General features: G+C 45.3%; 12 protein-coding genes. 5 read left to right on the forward strand and 7 right to left on the reverse strand.

Going from position 1 to position 14,510, the window contains the following annotated elements; genetic code table 11:
* Positions 1–52: 52 nt before the first annotated feature.
* From rlmD to ACUXV2_RS00555, 3 genes are all read left to right on the forward strand, one after another.
* On the forward strand, positions 53–1,429 hold the full coding sequence (gene rlmD / locus ACUXV2_RS00545) for a 23S rRNA (uracil(1939)-C(5))-methyltransferase RlmD (protein ID WP_446245126.1): 1,377 nt from the start codon (positions 53–55) through the stop codon (positions 1,427–1,429).
* A 21-nt stretch (positions 1,430–1,450) separates the two neighbouring features.
* A complete protein-coding gene (locus tag ACUXV2_RS00550) occupies positions 1,451–1,681 on the forward strand; it encodes a helix-turn-helix domain-containing protein (RefSeq protein WP_446245127.1) in 231 nt (76 codons plus the stop codon).
* A 281-nt stretch (positions 1,682–1,962) separates the two neighbouring features.
* Positions 1,963–2,157, forward strand: a complete 195-nt coding sequence (locus ACUXV2_RS00555) for a YwbE family protein (RefSeq protein ID WP_446245128.1) — start codon at positions 1,963–1,965, stop codon at positions 2,155–2,157.
* Between the two features lie 120 nt (positions 2,158–2,277).
* On the opposite strand, the gene ACUXV2_RS00560 is transcribed toward ACUXV2_RS00555, so the two are convergent.
* From ACUXV2_RS00560 to pxpB, 3 genes are read right to left on the reverse strand one after another with little or no spacing between them, the layout of a single operon-like run.
* Complete coding sequence (locus tag ACUXV2_RS00560; RefSeq protein WP_446245129.1) at positions 2,278–3,462, reverse strand: NRAMP family divalent metal transporter; 1,185 nt, start codon at positions 3,460–3,462, stop codon at positions 2,278–2,280.
* Positions 3,463–3,497: 35 nt separating this feature from the next.
* Positions 3,498–4,499, reverse strand: a complete 1,002-nt coding sequence (locus tag ACUXV2_RS00565; protein WP_446245130.1) for a 5-oxoprolinase subunit C family protein — start codon at positions 4,497–4,499, stop codon at positions 3,498–3,500.
* Complete coding sequence (pxpB, locus tag ACUXV2_RS00570; RefSeq protein WP_446245131.1) at positions 4,496–5,203, reverse strand: 5-oxoprolinase subunit PxpB; 708 nt, start codon at positions 5,201–5,203, stop codon at positions 4,496–4,498. The genes ACUXV2_RS00565 and pxpB overlap by 4 nt, the downstream gene beginning before the upstream one ends.
* Positions 5,204–5,639: 436 nt before the next feature.
* Here pxpB and ACUXV2_RS00575 point away from each other — a divergent pair, with 436 nt between their 5' ends.
* Entirely contained in the window at positions 5,640–6,803 is a 1,164-nt protein-coding gene (locus tag ACUXV2_RS00575; protein ID WP_446246972.1) for an MFS transporter, read from the forward strand.
* A gap of 510 nt (positions 6,804–7,313) precedes the next feature.
* Complete coding sequence (locus ACUXV2_RS00580) at positions 7,314–10,058, forward strand: GTP-binding protein (protein ID WP_446245132.1); 2,745 nt, start codon at positions 7,314–7,316, stop codon at positions 10,056–10,058.
* Positions 10,059–10,414: 356 nt separating this feature from the next.
* Here the strand turns inward: ACUXV2_RS00580 and ACUXV2_RS00585 are convergent, their stop codons facing one another.
* From ACUXV2_RS00585 to ACUXV2_RS00600, 4 genes are read right to left on the reverse strand one after another with little or no spacing between them, the layout of a single operon-like run.
* On the reverse strand, positions 10,415–10,951 hold the full coding sequence (locus ACUXV2_RS00585; RefSeq protein ID WP_446245133.1) for an RNA polymerase sigma factor: 537 nt from the start codon (positions 10,949–10,951) through the stop codon (positions 10,415–10,417).
* A 30-nt stretch (positions 10,952–10,981) separates the two neighbouring features.
* Positions 10,982–12,979 (reverse strand): DUF6449 domain-containing protein, encoded by a 1,998-nt coding sequence (locus tag ACUXV2_RS00590; RefSeq protein ID WP_446245134.1) that lies wholly within the window; start codon positions 12,977–12,979, stop codon positions 10,982–10,984.
* Positions 12,954–13,853, reverse strand: a complete 900-nt coding sequence (locus ACUXV2_RS00595; protein ID WP_446245135.1) for an ABC transporter ATP-binding protein — start codon at positions 13,851–13,853, stop codon at positions 12,954–12,956. Before ACUXV2_RS00595 ends, ACUXV2_RS00590 begins: the two co-directional genes overlap by 26 nt.
* Entirely contained in the window at positions 13,840–14,235 is a 396-nt protein-coding gene (locus tag ACUXV2_RS00600; protein WP_341985553.1) for a GntR family transcriptional regulator, read from the reverse strand. The genes ACUXV2_RS00595 and ACUXV2_RS00600 overlap by 14 nt, the downstream gene beginning before the upstream one ends.
* Positions 14,236–14,510 lie beyond the last annotated feature (275 nt).

Raw genomic sequence — 14,510 nt, forward strand, 5'->3', positions numbered from 1 at the left:
TTATGGTACAATCAGTAGAGTCTTAAATAGGAATCAGAAAAGGAAGATCACTATGAGTAAAAAAGCACCTGTTCAAAAGAATGATTATATAGATGACGCTTATTTCGAGGATTTGACGCATGACGGCAACGGAGTGACGAAGGTAGACGGTTATCCCTTATTCGTTCCCGATGCCCTCCCCGGTGAAGAAGGCAAGGTGAAGGTCGTAAAACCAAGCAAGGGCTACGGGTTTGGCCGATTGGTGGAACGAACGAAGGAAAGTCCATATCGCCAGGAGCCGCCTTGCCCGATTTACAAGGAATGCGGAGGCTGCCAGATCCAGCATATGACGTATGAAGGCCAGCTGCAGGCGAAAGAGAAGAATGTCCGCGACGTGATGCAGCGTATCGGTAAACTTCATGACGTCAAGGTCCATGAAGTGCTTGGGATGGAGGAGCCGTGGCGCTACCGGAATAAGGCACAGGTACCGGTCGGGGAAAAAGACGGCCGATTTGTGGCAGGTTTCTATCAGAAGCGCAGCCATGAAATCATCGATATGGATAAATGCATCATTCAATATGAAAAAAATGATGAAGTGATCCAGCATGTAAAAAACATCTGCCAAGAGCTCGGTATCTCTCCATACGAAGAAAAGAAACATAAAGGGACACTCCGCCATATCATGACCCGCACAGCGTACACGACAGGTGAGGTCATGGTCGTTCTTGTGACGAGAACAAATGAGCTTCCTCATAAGGATAAAATTGTTGAAGAACTCGTCAAGAACATTGAAGGGTTGAAGTCCATCGTCCATAATGTGAACGGTAAAAAGACGAATGTGATCATGGGTGACACGACCCGCGCTTTATGGGGGGAGGAAGTCATTCACGATATGATCGGCGAAGTGAAGTTCGCGATTTCTGCACGATCCTTTTATCAAGTCAACCCTGAACAGACGAAGGTATTGTATGAGAAAGCGTTGGAGTATGCTGATCTGGGAGGAGAAGAAACGGTGATCGACGCGTATTGCGGAATCGGCACCATCTCGCTCTTCCTTGCCCAAAAAGCGAAGAAAGTGTACGGCGTTGAAATCGTTCCGCAGGCGATTTCGGATGCCAAACAGAATGCCGCACTAAACAATATGACAAACGTTGAATTCAAAGCAGGTCCTGCTGAAGTCGTCATACCGGATTGGTACGAAGAAGGAATCAGCGCGGATGTACTCGTCGTCGACCCGCCGAGGAAAGGATGCGATGAAGCACTTCTTAACACCATTTTAGCCATGAAGCCAAAGAAAGTTGTCTATGTATCCTGCAACCCTGCAACCCTGGCGCGCGACCTTCGTATCCTCGAAGACGGCGGCTATAAAACAACGGAAATCCAGCCGGTGGACATGTTCCCGCAGACGATGCACTGTGAGGCAGTCGCGAAAATTGAGCTGGTTCAATAAATCATAGTCGAGGCGAAGCATATGTATCTCACCATTACAGAAACAGCAGAGTACTTGTCCCTGCCCGAATCATATATAGAAGCAATGATCCATGAGAATAAAATAAGGGCGGTCCATGATGGAGAACAATATTTGATCTATCGCGAACAATTCAACCAGCACCTCGCGCAAATGGAAAAAGCAAAGAAACAGCTGGCCGAATATCTGAGCGAGCCGATTCCGGAAGATCCGGACGTGAAGGATGAGGATTGATAATCAGTATTAATCCAACAATAGAAGAAAACCAATTGAAAGTTAGTTTTACGGTTTGGAAAAGGTATCTTTTAGTCGGATAAAAGTGGAAAAGGTATTGTAGAGACTGGTTCCACTTAAAAATATTGAGGCAGGAGCCAGGAAAAACAGGATCAATTTAAGGAATTGCGCCGGAATTAGGATTATTGCGCCAGTTTTTAAATTATTGAGCCACTTGTCGAATTTTCTCTAACGGCAACAAAATCAGAACCCACCCAAAATAACCAGAACAGGAGAATCCCATGAACGGACAGCAGCGAGCAAATATCAAACCGGGACTTCAAGTTGAAATCGTCCTGAAAAAAGACCAGCGCAGCGGTAAGCTGACACAGGGAGTCGTGAAAGACATACTGACGAACTCGGCCAATCATCCTCACGGAATCAAAGTGAGACTCCAAGACGGTCAAGTTGGAAGAGTGAAAAACATACTATCATAAAAAAAGAAGGATGGTCCTTTAGTCAATTAAAGGAGCATCCTTCTTTTTTTGCATCCAAGTACAATCACATTAAAAGCCCCAAACTCCCTGAAGAGTTTGGGGCTCCGACACAACTCCTATTTAAAACAGCTTCGGCAATTCATTTATCATCGTATAAACACCCATATAAGACATGGCAACTACAATGAGAAGGCCGAATACAGTCATCCAGATCGGATGTTTGTAGTCTCCGACGATTTTTTTCTTGTGTGCTGCCAGAAGCATGACGCCAAGTGCGATCGGGAGGATCAATCCGTTCAAAGCACCGACAAGGATCATGACGGCAACAGGTTTTCCGATCGAAATAAATACGATTGTCGATATGACGATGAATCCGATGATCAGCCACTTATGGTATTTTTCCAACACCGGGCTGAATGTGCGGATGAAGGAAACGGAGGTGTATGCTGCACCGACTACGGATGTAACGGCCGCAGACCACATGACGATTCCGAACATTTTATAACCGATGTTTCCGGCAGCAAGATTGAAGACGGATGCCGGAGGGTTTGAAGGGTCGATTTGCAGACCCTGTGCGACGATTCCAAGTGAAGCAAGGAATAAAAAGATACGCATGAGCGACGCGATCCCGATGGCAGAAACAGAGCTCTTCGTAATTTCTGGAAGTGCTTTTTTTCCGGTGATGCCTGCTTCCAGTAACCGGTGTCCGCCCGCGAATGTGATGTAGCCGCCGACCGTACCGCCTACAAGCGTGATGATAGCCATGAAGTCAATCGAATCCGGCATGAATGTTTTCGTGACCGCTTCTCCCACAGGAGGACTTGAAGTGAACATCACATAAAGCGTAAGCAGGATCATTAAAAATCCGAGAATCTGTGCAAACTTGTCCATCAATCTGCCTGCTTCTTTAAAAAGGAAGATTCCGACAGCGACAAGGCCGCTGAAAAGAGCCCCCATCTCGGGAGAAACCCCGAATAAGACATTTGTTCCTAGACCGGCTCCGGCGATGTTTCCGATATTAAATGCGAGACCGCCGGCGACGATTAGAAATGCTAAGAAATATCCCAGTCCGGGCAGGATGTCATTGGCGATGTCCTGTGCCCTTTTTTCAGATATGGCGATGATCCTCCAAATATTTAACTGAGCACCGATATCAATAATGATGGAAATGAGGATGACAAACCCGAAGCTTGCCGCCAATTGTTCCGTGAAGACAGTCGTCTGGGTCAGGAACCCCGGCCCGATTGCCGAGGTGGCCATTAAAAAGGCTGCGCCCAGAAGCACGCTGATATTTGATTTTTTCATGTGTTTCTCTCCTTTGCTGTAGGTTCTAAGGTCGTCTATTTAATTTTCAATGCAATCCCTTGCTTCAGATGGCGCAGCTGCTTTTCCAAGTCTACAAGGAGCTTCTGTGCCTCCTCAAGGGTTATGCGTGTAAAGGAAAGCTCTTCACCCGGTTTGGTCTGGGCGATAAGAGGGAGGTCGATTGAAGCGATCTGACCAATACGTGGATATCCTCCCGTTGTTTGCCTGTCTGCTAAAAGAATAATAGGATTGCCATCCGAAGGCACCTGAATGGTTCCAAAGGCCACTGCTTCGGAAATCATATTGCGGTCTTGCTCAAGGGCAAGCGGTGCCCCATCCAATCGATAGCCCATGCGGTCTGATTGCGGGGATACCTTGAATGGTTCTTTAAAGAACGCCTTTCTGCTTTCTTCCGTGAAAAGATCGTACTCCGGTCCTTCCACCACTCTTATAGCCTTTTGAGGCTGATGTATGGAAATGAACTCGGAGGATATCGACCAGTCGATTTCCGTATATGGCCTGTCCTCCAAATAAGGAGTCAAATACTCCACCATGTCTTTGGAATCCTCAAGAAGCTCACCAGAATGAAGCATATCTCCTTCTTTTAAGCCGCGGCCGTCACAGCCGCCGATTTCTGCCCGCAAATAGGTGGAACGGCTGTTCATGACTGCTGGTACATCGACCCCGCCTGCAATGGCAAGGTAAGAACGTGCGCCGCTTTTGCATCTCCCGAATTTTAAGGTTGAGCCCTTCTTAACGAGAACGGATTGCCATAATGGAACAGGCTGTCCGTCTATGGAAGGGGACAAGTCGCCTCCGCAAATGGAAATGAGCGAGGTCTCCTGAAATTGGAGTACCGGCCCGGTCAGGGTCATCTCAATCACTGCATTGTTCTCATCATTCCCCACAAGCCAGTTGGAAATTCGGTGCGCAATCGGGTCCATACTGCCGCTGACGATGACGCCGTATCGTTGAAATCCATATCTTCCGAGGTCCTGTACGGTAGAAAGGAGGCCAGGTTTTACAACTTTTATCATGCTTTTCCCTCCATTTCTTTAAATTCATTTTCTGAAATCGGAACGAATTTAATGTGGTCTCCTGCTTGAAGAAGACTGGGGGTATCTTCATCCGGCTGGAATAATGAAAGGGGGGTCCGGCCGATGAGCTGCCATCCTCCAGGTGTTTCAATCGGGTAAACGCCTGTCTGATTACCGGCTATTCCCACCGAACCTGCCGGGATTTTCAATCGCGGTGAGTTTCTTCTTGGCGTGGCTAAATCGGGATCCAAACCTCCCACATAAGGGAAGCCCGGGGCAAATCCGATCATATATACAAGATAGTCACCTTTTGTATGCTTGGAAATGACCTCTTCCATCGTAAGCCCATGGATGTGTGCCACCTCTTCTAAATCAGGGCCGTATTCTCCCCCGTAGCATACAGGGATTTCTATGACTCTGGCAGAAGCAGAAACATGTTCGAAGTCGTCAGAAAGTAAATCTGATAAGATGGAACATACTCCCTCGTAAGGAAGTTCGGCATTTCTTTCCTGTAAAACGGTCATCGGATCATAATAAAGGGTGACCGTCGTAAAAGCTGGAATTAGATCGACGAGCCACTTTTGAGGATTTTTTTCTAAAAATGATGTCACTTTCTTTACTTTTTCGTGAGTGTCAATTTCAATTGCATCTCCCAATTGAATGACGACTGCACTGTCACCTAATGGACGCAAAGAGTAGTTCAAGTTGTTTCCTCCTTATTGGCAAATGTATATTTATGTCAATTTATAAATAAAAATTCAAATATAAATAGCATGTGTAATTTTTCTGAACTTTTGGTCATGTTGTCTATTATAGTATAAATCGAGAACTTTTCAACGCGGGTTTTCTTATAGATAAGTAATTCATGAGGATCAGAATGTATATCATAAGTCAGGTCAGGTGCATACAGACTGATCATTTTGGCATATTTCACATGGAACCGGGAAGAAATCGGGATTGAATTTTTTGTAAGAAAATAGCAGGAATCTCTGAGCCGAAATCATATATCTTTTACCTGGAATGTGCTATTATTTAGTAATTCGAAATAAATTTGGGCTATTCCCGAGAATAGATGAATAATAGAAAGGGGGATTTCCTGTGACGAAAATAAAAGAACCTCTATGGACAAGGTCTTTTATCATGTTAATGGTAGGAAATCTTTTTGTATTTATGTCGTTTCAAATGCTGATCCCGACATTGCCTCCATATATAAAGTCCCTTGGTGCGTCAGGCCTGGAAATAGGTCTGGTAACAACTTTGTTTTCCATCGGAGCTGTATTGAGCAGGCCGTTCATCGGTTTCATGCTGGAGTACAAGGACCGTAAACCACTGGTCGTCATCGGAGTGGTGTCATTGCTTCTTATCACGGTGGTCTATCCATTGTCCTCCATTGTCGTGATCTTCCTGCTGTTCCGGTTTGTACACGGGCTTGCCTGGGGATGGTCAACAACCGTCAATGGTACCGCTGCAGTGGATGTCGTACCGAAATCCCGCCTCGGTGAAGGGATGGGCTATTACGGATTGTCGATCACCATCGGAATGATCATCGCTCCCAGTCTTGGAATCTATTTATTCCAGGTGACCACATTCACGAATCTGATCATCACGTCCAGTGTCCTTGGGGCGATTGCCATCATCCTGCTGGCACTCGTTCGTTATCAGACACCGGAAATCGTGAAAGAAACAAAGAAGGAGGACCTGAAGTTCTCTTACGTGGGTTCACTGATTGAAAAATCAAGCTGGTTTCCTGCGTTCATCACCATCATGGTCACATTCGGATACGGATCTATCGTCACGTTCATCGTGATCTTCGGGGAAGAACGCGGAATACAGCATATCTTCTTGTTTTATTTGTTCAATGCCATCATGGCCTCCCTGTCAAGACCGGTAGCCGGGAAGTGGTTTGACGACCACGGGCCAAAAGGACTTGTCCTTTTCTGTATCTCGATCACATTTGTCGGTATGTGGGCCTTATCCTTTGCTCATTCCGATGCTCTGATCATCGTCTTCTCGGGCATTCTGTTCGGAGTAGGCTTTGGTTCACTGATCCCGACCCTTCAATCATGGACATTGTCCATGACCCCGGATAACCGAAGGGGAGTGGCGAACGGAATGTTCTTCTCGTCCATTGACCTTGGTATCGGATTAAGCGGCCTCGTATTCGGTGTACTGGCGCAGTTTGTAGAAATCGGAATCCTGTTCCAAATCTCAAGCTTCTTCCTGCTCCTTGCATTTGTAGTGGCAGTAATGGAAGGACGGAAGCAGCAAAAGCGGAGACGGCTTGGTCAGGCCCGACAAGCATAAGATGAATGGGTCGTGAAGGCGTTCTTTGCCTTCTCGGCCCATTTAGCTTATGACCTCGAGGGGCTAGGCGCTGGAGCTGGATGAGACAAAAGCGGAGACGGCTTGGTCAGGCCCGACAAGCATAAGGCGAGCCGGCAAAAAAGGCGCACTATGCCTTTTATGCCGGCTTGACTTATGACCTCGAGGTCCTAGCCGTCGGAGCTGGATGAGACAAAAGCGGAGACGGCTTGGTCAGGCCCGACAAGCATAAATTCAACTCTATAGTTTACACCTCCAAAAAAGGTGGTAAATATTTAGGACTATCTATTCTCCATAAGGGTGTAGCCTTTTGGTAATGGATAGTCCTTTCTTGTGTAATGAATGTAAGTCGAACGAATCACGGCAAAAAGAATCAATTAGAAAATGAAAACGAAATGAAATTTTATCCTTGTGAAATTCTGATAGAATGATAGCCATAGACTAGTCTGTGAGTCCCTTTTTAAAGAGGGGTCACATATAACGGAGGACATTATGATAGAAGAAAAGTTATTGATGGAGAAGTCATTTTATGAAACTTTTTTAATAGAAAATGAATCAACCCTTCATCCTATAGAAGTGCTGGGTGCAGCATTTGTGGAAGAGCAGCAGAATGAGCCATATGATTTATCGTACATCCGCTATGCGCAGGGGGAGGTTTATTTTCACAGCAAAGATTTTGAAGCGGCTATTTTTAAATGGGAGAGCATCTTGAATGAGCTCGAGCCCTGGGCTAAGAAAAATATTGCCGATTCCTACTATGCCCTCGGCATGCTTTCTTCCGCGGAGGATGTGTACACCGGTATCTCAACGGAAGATACCGTGCTGACGATGGAGATTTCCCTTCAGCTGTTCCACCTTTACATAGAGAGAAACAAGCTGAAGTCAGCGTACCGCATCATTGAGAAGGCGCTGAATATCGATCCGGACTATCCGCTTGTAGCCCAGCTTGCCAAATCCTTCTACGAAGAACAGCAGGACTATAAGAACGCTGTCGGGCTTGGTGTGAAAGAGTCGATCAGGACCGGGGATCAGGTGTGGTTCCGTTCCCTGCTGGAGTATGCAGAAATGGGCTATACATCTGAATTCACGCCGAACTATTTTTACGATGTGTTGATCACCGTTTATGAGAAGGATCGCCAGTTATTCAGAGAGCTGGTGCAGAGCTTATGGGAGTCGTACAGAGTTGTGCCTGCCACTCATATTGAATGGATGACCACGGTGAATACCATCTTTGAATATGTGGAAACAGAGCCAGGTGAACGCTGGGAGGATATCTCATCCCAATTCCAGAATGCCTATCTTCATTTCCTTGAAAAAGGCTATCTTGTAAAAGAAATTGAAGGCATCATGCCGGATCTCTTGACCAACTGGCTGAAAATCAGTAAACAGGAGCAGCCGCTCTTTGCGTCTGCGGCTGTGATGGCATGGAATGATGTATTTTCCTATTCCATTGACCCAGTGATTGTCGAAGAGGCGGAGAACCTGCTTCTTCAAGGAGAATATCCGGCATTCAAAATGGAAGAGACGATTCTTCTTTTAAATAAAATTATTGACTGGTCAGAGAAAAATGAGGCACCTGTTTCCTATAAATCCAGGTGGATCGCTGAACAGCTCTTGGACACAAGCCAGCAGTATCTTGTGGTTGCAGGCAGCGAATCCAGCGGCAAATCGTCCTTTGTGCACTCCGTACTTGGTGAGAGTGTGGGAGAGGCTGAACATTCGACCGTTGTATACAGGTACCATCGTGATCAGGTAGAGGTAACGGAGGTCCATGACCGCGGTGCAGAGAAAGTGGAGAGTATTGCAGACTTTGAAGAGCTGATGGAAAGGGAAGCATTTGTGGAGTACAAACTGCCATCTGAATTCCTTCAGAAAAATGGCAGTGCGTTGATCGACGTTCAGGCGAACAGCCAGGGACTGAAAGACCTCACGTCATTCTATCCTGCTGCCGATGGACTTCTTTACGTACTGAATGCAGATTCGCCTTTCAATGCTGAAGATCGCAAGACACTGAGAGCGTTAAAGGAAATCGGCCAGCCCGTAAATGTTCATTTCCTGCTGAACAAAATGGATAAGATCGATCATGCCGGACGTTCTGAAGAAATCATCGACTCAGTCCAGGTGAAAGCCAGAGAATGGTTCCCGGATGCTGAAGTCCTCCCGTATTCATCGCTTGAAGCGGTACATCTTCAGCAAAGCGGAGTGGAAGCTTTCTTGAAAAATCATTACTTCCTTAACCCGGGCACGCTGAAATCCGAGCGAAGAGTAAAGCTTTTCTACCTGGTTAGAAAAACGTTGAAGGACTTGTTCGCTCAGCGAAAGAATCAGGAACACGAGTTAAAAGATACAATCGAGAAAAATAAAGATATCCTTGTCCGCTTAAACGGCTTCCATACCTACTTGGAAGATATGCAGAATGACAAGACAAAAGCGATAAAAGATTCGTTCCGTAAAAAGAAAGAAGAGATGAAAAAAGAAGTGCAGAAGAAAATCCCTCAAATATTGAGTGGATGCTCAGAGCTGATTACGGAAGAAAGTGACTTCAGACAAATACACACTGAATTAAACGAAGCCATGAACGAAAGAATCCAAACGTATATTCAAGAAGACCTCATGCCTCGCTACGTGGTTTTATTAGAAAATTGGCTTCAGTCCTCCAGGCAGGAACTGCAGGATGGGCAGGACTACCTAAATGAGATGAGCGGAACCTTTAATGAACTATTCGGTAAAGATCGGGTCGTCCTCGAGTGTGACTTCCAGGTGATCGATGACTGGAGAAGGGATGTAGGCAGGATGGGAAGCAGGGCACAAATCGATAAGGAAAATATCCTTCTCAGATTCAAGCCTGGTCAATTCCTGTTGAAGAGTGCCGGCAAACTGTTCGGAGGCATCCCTCAGAACAAGAATCTGCTTTATAGCCAGTACAAACGATATTTGGAAAACGAGGATTACTCCGAAACTGCCGCGTCCGTCGTGAACAAGTTCTTCGTTCAATTCGACTTGTTTGAGAAATCTTTGGATCAGGATGTGAAATCCTTCTTTGCAGAGCCATTCAATCAGCTCGATCTTACGATAAAAGAGACGGAAGCAGAAGTTGCTGCAGATGAAGAAACGTTGAAGAAAATGAAGGAACATCCGGAACGCTATTTCGATCCGATTACGCTGTTTGAAGTGAAACTGCTTCACGATGAGTATAGGATGCAGGCTGGAGCCGGAAGTACGCGTCCGTCGTACTGATAAAAATGGGATAAGAGCCGATTCACTTTGGGTGAATCGGCTTTTTTATTGTTTCAGGCTCTTGTAGAGAGAGAAGTTGGGTATGGTGTTGATTGGATAATATTGGTAAGTGACGGAATTATTCCTGAAACTCGAAGATTATCCCGCGGAACTCGAAGATTACTGCCCGAAATTGAAAGAAAAAGTCCAGTTTGCGAAAGATTACAGTACAAAACTAAAAGATTAACGCCAATTAACGCCGATCAGTGCCGATTAACACGCTGATCAACGCCGATCAACGCCGATCAACCCCGAAAACCAATATAAAAAAACCCCGGAGCAGCCATCGCTCCGGGGTCACGCCACAATTCATCGAATCAAGCGGACTTCTTCAATAATATATTCAGCTGCTTCCTCGCCCGGTGATACCGGGTTTTGACCGTGGCAGGATTAAGATTAAGCCTTCGGGCAATTTCCTTATCGCTGAGACCTTGGATCGCCTTTAATCGGAGGACTTCCTGCTGCGTCGCAGGAAGCATCCCGATTCTTTCTTCAATCTCTTCTTCCAAAAGGTGAAAGTCCACCTCCGATTCTACCATTCTGGCTGCACATGAGATGAATGGAGAATCATAGGTTTCCTGATCGTCGACCAGTTCCTCCCTGCGCTTCGATTCCTTTCGGATGAAGTCAATGGCTGTCCGGTTGGCGATCGATGAAAGCCACCCCTGGATCTTTCTGAAGTCAATCAGGGTATCCCATTTCCGGTAGGCTTTCATGAACGTTTCCTGGACGATGTCTTCTGAAAGCTGCGCGTCCTTCGTCAATTTATAGGCGATGTGATAGATCAGTCGATTAAATTGAATATACACATCTTCGAATGACGGAGATTCAATGTGAATGAGTTTGGCACTCAATGGATATCACCTCAATTCTTTCTTCATACATTATTCAAAAGCTTGCTTTACAAAGGAAGGTGCGTCTTCTTGGGTCAGCCCCATTACCTCGACATGTGACTGCCCTTTGTATTTGATACCCACTAAATATGGATTTCTCTGTCTGTCGTAGCTGAGGTTCTCCAGTGTTTCATTCAGCTTTTCTTTTTCATTTATCTCCAGACCCGTTCCCTGTTCCTTCAGGGCAGGGAAGATGTCGCCGGGATAATCTGCTTTCATCAATTCACGGGTATGTTCTTTTTTATCGATGACATAGATCCAATCGATATCATCGGCTGTCACTTTTATTTTCTCCAGGTAGCCTTTATCGCGAAGCCATTGTTCAAATTCATCATACGTATTGCGTACGCTGATGCCTGTTCTCTGGTTATTGGATATCAGAACTTCAACGGAGAACGTACTCAGCCTGTTCTGATCTTCGAAGCTCTCATTGTAAATTTCCTTCTTTAATAGATCGATCGCCTCTTTGATCTCTTCCGGATCGACAATGGTGACGGTCTTTCCAGCGGTATATTCCTGGTGAAGCGTCAACTTATCGATCTTCTGTTCATCGATGTGGAAAATGTCGTTCGTCGCTTCTTTGTATTCCCTGGTTTCGTATAAAGCCGAGTAGTACTCTTCAAGATCACCTTGCTCGATTTCATAGCTTCGGACAAGTGTGCTTCCGTCTTCTAATTTATAGTAAAAGAAGGCAGGCATTCTGTCGTATCCCGTTGACGTTTCCCCTTTTTCAATGATGGCTTGGTGCAGATTCCGGACAGCTTTGATCGAATCTTCTTCTTTCAGCATCGGATCGCGCTTTATCTCGTGGGCGAATCCGTCCTCGCTGATGGTGCCTGTCATTGAATCATTGTTGAATAAGTCATAATAGCTGTAGCCGACATAGGCTTCCTTGATAATGTTTGCTTCTGGCACTTTCTTTTCATACTGAAAGAGGTCGAATTGAAACAGGAGGGAAGCGGCGCCAATCACCAGCAGATAAACAACGTATCCTTTCCAGTGGTGAAAGACTCTCCAGTGCTTTTGTAAAATCATTTCGGCTACATAATAACCAAAAAGTGCTCCAACGACGTATCCGAACCACATCCAATATCCCTGTCCCTGCACTTCAGTGAAGTACATTCCGCCGACAAGCATAGTGCAAAAGGTCACACTGTATTTAAAAATCGGCTGAAGCAGCTTGAATGTAATCGGCTGCGATGCTGTTTCAATCTTTCTATTTTTATAGAGAGCCAGAGCAAGAAAATAGAAGAGAATCGTCAGTATGGCATAGATCAACGCATCCCATCCTGAAATCATCTTATTTTCAAGCATGGCGGCTTTGACGATCGGGGAGTACTCTTCAATCTTGATTGTGTAATAGTAATCCGTCGGAAACCCGAACAAGAGCTGCTTCAGGCTGAAGGTAACCAATAAGAACATTCCTGCCGGCAATAACAGGATGATGTAGGTCAGCACACCTTGAACTGCTGAAAGGCCAGTGACCATGGCGATGAACGTTCCACTCAAGAAGAAGAGGAAGGACATCAGCAGTGTAATCCCTGCCCACACAAAGATGTCTGCTGCATCAATGTAAAGATTCAGATCAGTAATCCAATAGAGTACTAGAAGAAAGATCGTATTAAGTACGATTGGAATCAGCAGGATTCCGAGTCCGGTCAGCAAAGCGTGATGGAAAATCTTATCCCGTTTGATCGGCAGACTGTGAATGAAATCGGCCGGCTGTTTAACGTGCAAGTAGCGGAATAGAAACACTGCCAGCAAAACCGGTATGAGGAACAGCAGCCCCATTTGAATCGGATATTGCATTTTGAAAAGATTTTCATAGATATTGTTGTAGTATGTGAGATTGGGATTCGTCAATTTTCCCAGGATATCAATCGGAAGTGCAAACAAGAGCCCGATAAAATAAACGATTCCCAGCCAGCCTACACTCCGCAGGCTTTGCATGATCAGTTCCTTATTAATCCAAGATGTTCTGGATGGCATATCCAACATCCCCCATTTCATAGATAAAGATTTCTTCCAGTGTCAGCGGCAGTAAGTCGAAAATGACAGGATGATAGGAACGGATATGGCGTTCGACATCTTCATGTTCACCGCGCACGATGCATAACAGCACACTGCCCCTTGTTTCTTTATGAAGGACGTCCATTTTGTTGAAGAGTCCGTCGGGTACGTCCCCTTTAAACGCGAGTTGAATCTTATGGATGCCTGATTTCAGGTCATCGAGTTCCTTTTCGAGCAGGAACCTGCCCTGATGCAGGATGGCGATGTGATCGCAGATATCCTCGACTTCCCGCAGATTGTGGGATGAGATCAGAATCGTCATGTCCCTTTCTGCGACTTCTGTAATCAGCACATTCTTTAATTTTTTCCTGACAACGGGATCAAGTCCGTCAATCGGTTCGTCCAGCACAAGTACCTCGGGCTTTGCTGATAAGGCCAGTATAAACGAGGCTTGACGCTGCACCCCTTTTGAGTACTTATGAAGCTTTTTGTTCGGGTCGATTTCAAACAATGCCGTGAGCTGATGATAATTTTCCTCGTCCCAGCGGCTGTAGGTATTCTTATAGAATTGAGCCATCTGCTTCAATGTATAATGAGTGAAAAAGAATGGCTGGTCTGGAAGGAAGACGACTTTCTCTTTGATTCCGGTCATTTCAAAAACCGGATCTCCATCAAGTGTGATTTCTCCTTGATCTGCCTTTAAAATCCCTGCAATCGTGCGCAGCAAGGTGGTCTTGCCTGCCCCGTTCGAACCAAGAAGGCCGTAGATGGATCCTTTCTGGATGGAAAACGATATATTATGAATAATTTCTGTTCTGTCAAACGCTTTACTTACGCCTTTAATTTCTATCATCAGCTTGATTCCCCCCAACTGATGCCTCGATTTCAACAATCATTTCTTTTAAATCTTCAGCGGTTATCCCCAAATAAAGAGCCTCTGATAAAAGTTTTGATAATTCTTCTTTCACTTTCATGATTTTCTCCGCATTTTGAATGTGACTTGAAGGATTGACAAAGCTACCTCTCCCTTTCACTGAATAGATATATCCTTGAGATTCAAGTTCTCTATAAGCTTTCTGGATCGTGTTTGGATTGATCGTCAGCTGCTGAGCCAATGTCCGTACGGAAGGCAACTGCTCATCAGGCTTCAGCACTTCATTGATCATCAGTTCTTTCAGCTTTTCCACCAACTGTTCGTAAATGGGCTTCCGACTTCTTAAATCAAGTTCAAACATATCCACCCTCCCAACTGTATACAGTGTACTATGTGTCTTAATACAGTTAAAGTATATAACATGTTCTTCCATTTTAGAAGAGCTTTTTGGAAAAAATTTTATGATTTTTTTTAACGCCGCTGATTTCGTTGCAAGACTTCGCTTTCCGCAGGCGGTCGAGTGGGTCAATCAACTTCATTCTCTACACGAATGTTCACACCCTTTGCTGCTTGGGGGCCGTCAAATAGTATATGAAGGTTCATCTTCCAAATAAGGTAATTTATGTTAGCATTATT

This window comes from Rossellomorea sp. NS-SX7 (assembly GCF_052828565.1).

Excerpts from the sequence above, each read along its gene's own strand:
- rlmD (WP_446245126.1), top strand. The coding sequence starts at position 53 with ATGAGTAAAAAAGCACCTGTTCAAAAGAATGATTATATAGATGACGCT.
- ACUXV2_RS00590 (WP_446245134.1), bottom strand. The coding sequence starts at position 12,979 with ATGCCATCCAGAACATCTTGGATTAATAAGGAACTGATCATGCAAAGC.
- ACUXV2_RS00595 (WP_446245135.1), bottom strand. The coding sequence starts at position 13,853 with ATGATAGAAATTAAAGGCGTAAGTAAAGCGTTTGACAGAACAGAAATT.
- ACUXV2_RS00580 (WP_446245132.1), top strand. The coding sequence starts at position 7,314 with ATGATAGAAGAAAAGTTATTGATGGAGAAGTCATTTTATGAAACTTTT.
- ACUXV2_RS00575 (WP_446246972.1), top strand. The coding sequence starts at position 5,640 with ATGTTAATGGTAGGAAATCTTTTTGTATTTATGTCGTTTCAAATGCTG.
- ACUXV2_RS00565 (WP_446245130.1), bottom strand. The coding sequence starts at position 4,499 with ATGATAAAAGTTGTAAAACCTGGCCTCCTTTCTACCGTACAGGACCTC.
- ACUXV2_RS00555 (WP_446245128.1), top strand. The coding sequence starts at position 1,963 with ATGAACGGACAGCAGCGAGCAAATATCAAACCGGGACTTCAAGTTGAA.
- ACUXV2_RS00560 (WP_446245129.1), bottom strand. The coding sequence starts at position 3,462 with ATGAAAAAATCAAATATCAGCGTGCTTCTGGGCGCAGCCTTTTTAATG.
- ACUXV2_RS00600 (WP_341985553.1), bottom strand. The coding sequence starts at position 14,235 with ATGTTTGAACTTGATTTAAGAAGTCGGAAGCCCATTTACGAACAGTTG.
- ACUXV2_RS00550 (WP_446245127.1), top strand. The coding sequence starts at position 1,451 with ATGTATCTCACCATTACAGAAACAGCAGAGTACTTGTCCCTGCCCGAA.